We start from the raw sequence: 2,783 nt of genomic DNA, 5'->3' as shown, positions 1-2,783 counted from the left end.
CCCGCGTCGATCGACGCGACCCAGGAGCTTCTCGCCGGCGCCGACTACCTGGCCGACCGGTCGCTGGCGACCGTGCTGTTCCTGGCGCTGCGCATGGCCCGGCCGATCTTTCTCGAAGGCGAGGCGGGTGTCGGCAAGACCGAGATCGCCAAGGTCCTGTCCGCCACGCTCGGCCGAAAGCTGATCCGGCTGCAGTGTTACGAGGGGCTCGACGTCGGCAGCGCCGTCTACGAGTGGAACTACGCCGCCCAGATGATCGCCATCCGGCTCGCCGAGGCGGAGGGCACGGTCGACCGCGCGCGGCTCACCCACGACATCTTCTCCGAAGAGTTTCTCATCAAGCGGCCGCTGCTGCAGGCGCTGGAGCCCGACACCGGCGGCGCGCCCGTGCTGCTGATCGACGAGCTCGACCGCACCGACGAGGCGTTCGAGGCGTTCCTGCTGGAGGTCCTGGCCGACTTCCAGGTGACGGTGCCGGAGATGGGCACCGTGAAGGCCGCGCAGCCGCCCATCGTCGTGATCACGTCGAACCGCACGCGCGAGATCCACGACGCGCTCAAGCGGCGCTGCCTCTACCACTGGGTCGACTACCCGACGGCCGAGCGCGAGACCGCGATCGTGCGCACCAAGGTCCCGGGCATCTCGGCGCGCCTCTCGGAGGAGATCGTCCGCTTCGTCCAGGCCCTTCGTCACGAGGATCTGTTCAAGGCCCCCGGCGTCGCCGAGACGCTCGACTGGGCCGGCGCCCTGACCGAGCTCGACGCCGTCGCGCTCGACCCCGCCACCGTCTCCGACACGCTCGGCGTGCTGCTGAAATACCAGGACGACATCGCCCGCCTGCAGGGCTCTCGCGCGGCTGAGCTGATCGACCGCCTGCGCGCCGACATGACGGCGGCGGAGTGACCGCCTCGGGATCGCCAATCATGCGTTCGTGGCTCACCCCCCTCCCTGTCCCTCCCCCACAAGGGGGGAGGGAACGCTGGAGCCGCTATCGTGGTGTGATTGGGCGACGCGTTGATCGACCCGTGATGACGTCTGCTGCTGCTCCCTGGGCCGGCCGCGTGCCGCAGCCTGCTTCCTCCCCCCTTGTGGGGGAGGGTCGGGGAGGGGGGGACGGCGCCCGATGACCGACGAGCGGTCCCGCAAAGAACGCGATCCCGGCGAGAACACCGGCCGCCTCGCCGACAACATCGTGTACTTCGCTCGCGCGTTGCGGCGGGCCGGGCTGCCGGTGGGGCCGGGGGCCGTGATCGACGCCGTGGAGGCGTTGCGGGCGGCCGGCGTCGGCACCCGCGAGGATTTCTACTGGACGCTGCACGCCGTGCTGGTGAAGCGGCACGAGCACCGGCTGGTGTTCGACCAGGCGTTCCGGATCTTCTTCCGCCGGCGCGGCTATCTCGAGCAGCTCATGGGCCTGATGATGCCGCAGGCGCCCGGCGGCCCGGCCGAGGCGCCGAAGCCCGCCGCGGCGCGCGTGCACGACGCGCTGTTCGATGCGCTCAAGGACAAGCTGAAGCGCGAGGAGCGCGAGACCGAGATCGTGGCGAAGCTCACGGCGAGCGACGCCGAGCTGCTGCAGACGAAAGACTTCGCCCAGATGAGCGCCGACGAGATCGCCGCCGCCCGCGCCGCGATCCGCCGCATGGTGCTGCCGCTCGACACCGTGAAGACTCGCCGGCTGGTGCCGGACCGGCGCGGCCACCGCATCGACATGCGCCGCACGCTGCGCGCCAGCCTGTCCGGCGGCGGCGACCTGATCGACCTGAAGACGCGCGGGCCGGGCGAGAAGATGCCGCCGCTGGTCGCGCTCCTGGACGTCTCGGGCTCGATGGGCGAGTACACGCGGCTGTTCCTGCACTTTCTCCACGCCGTCACGGATGCGCGCAAGCGCGTGCATTCGTTCTTGTTCGGCACCCGGCTCACCAATGTGACGCGGGCGCTGAAGACCAAGGATCCGGACGAGGCGCTGGCCGCCTGCTCGGCCGCGGTGCCGGACTGGTCGGGCGGCACCCGCATCGCGACCTCGCTCGCCGCCTTCAACAAGCAATGGGCGCGCCGCGTGCTCGGGCAGGGCGCCGTGGTGCTGCTGATCACCGACGGGCTGGAACGTGATACCGATGCGCGGCTCGCCTTCGAGATGGACCGGCTGCACCGGTCGTGCCGCAAGCTGGTCTGGCTCAACCCCCTGTTGCGCTTCGACGGCTTCGAGCCGAAGGCGCGTGGCATCCGATCGATGCTGCCGCATGTTGACGAATTCCGGCCGATCCACAATCTGAGCAGCATGGCCGAGCTGGTGCGGGTCCTGTCGGAGCACGGCGATACCCGCGCCCGGCCGGGCGACCCGAAACGGCGCTTCCTGGCGGCCTGACCCGCGACAACGACGGAGCAAAACGATGCTGGCGCGCGACGAGGACATTCTCAAAGCCGCCGAGGATTGGCGGGCGCAGGGCAAGGGCGTCGCCCTCGCCACCGTGGTGGAGACCTGGGGCTCGGCGCCGCGGCCGGTCGGCTCCAACCTGGTGATCGACGACACCGGCAGCTTTCTCGGCTCGGTGTCGGGCGGTTGCGTCGAGGGCGCCGTGGTGTCCGAGGCGCTCGACGTGATCGAGACCGGCCAGGCCAAGATGCTGGAGTTCGGCGTCGCCGACGAGGCCGCCTGGAAGGTCGGCCTCTCCTGCGGCGGCACGATTCGGGTTTTTGTGGAGAAGGTGGAGTAGGCGAGGCGCGCTTTCTTCACCCTCCCCTGGAGGGGGAGGGTCGGGGCGCGCAAAGCGCGCTCCGGG

The 2,783-nt window shown here is 70.5% G+C and carries 3 protein-coding genes; all 3 read left to right on the top strand.

Going from position 1 to position 2,783, the window contains the following annotated elements; genetic code table 11:
• Positions 1-903: AAA family ATPase (locus CH341_RS19115; protein ID WP_245431141.1), on the top strand; the 903-nt coding region annotated here is incomplete at its 5' end.
• Between the two features lie 220 nt (positions 904-1,123).
• Positions 1,124-2,368 (top strand): vWA domain-containing protein, encoded by a 1,245-nt coding sequence (locus CH341_RS19110; RefSeq protein WP_111420586.1) that lies wholly within the window; start codon positions 1,124-1,126, stop codon positions 2,366-2,368.
• 25 nt (positions 2,369-2,393) lie between these two features.
• Positions 2,394-2,717, top strand: a complete 324-nt coding sequence (locus tag CH341_RS19105) for an XdhC family protein (protein WP_111420585.1) — start codon at positions 2,394-2,396, stop codon at positions 2,715-2,717.
• Positions 2,718-2,783 lie beyond the last annotated feature (66 nt).

Source organism: Rhodoplanes roseus (assembly GCF_003258865.1).
Lineage (GTDB): Bacteria > Pseudomonadota > Alphaproteobacteria > Rhizobiales > Xanthobacteraceae > Rhodoplanes > Rhodoplanes roseus.
Note: the sequence above shows the minus strand (reverse complement) of the source record. Positions and strands in the feature narration are given on the sequence as shown.

Coding starts and splice junctions, on each gene's coding strand:
- CH341_RS19110 (WP_111420586.1), top strand. CDS start 1,124: ATGACCGACGAGCGGTCCCGCAAAGAACGCGATCCCGGCGAGAACACC.
- CH341_RS19105 (WP_111420585.1), top strand. CDS start 2,394: ATGCTGGCGCGCGACGAGGACATTCTCAAAGCCGCCGAGGATTGGCGG.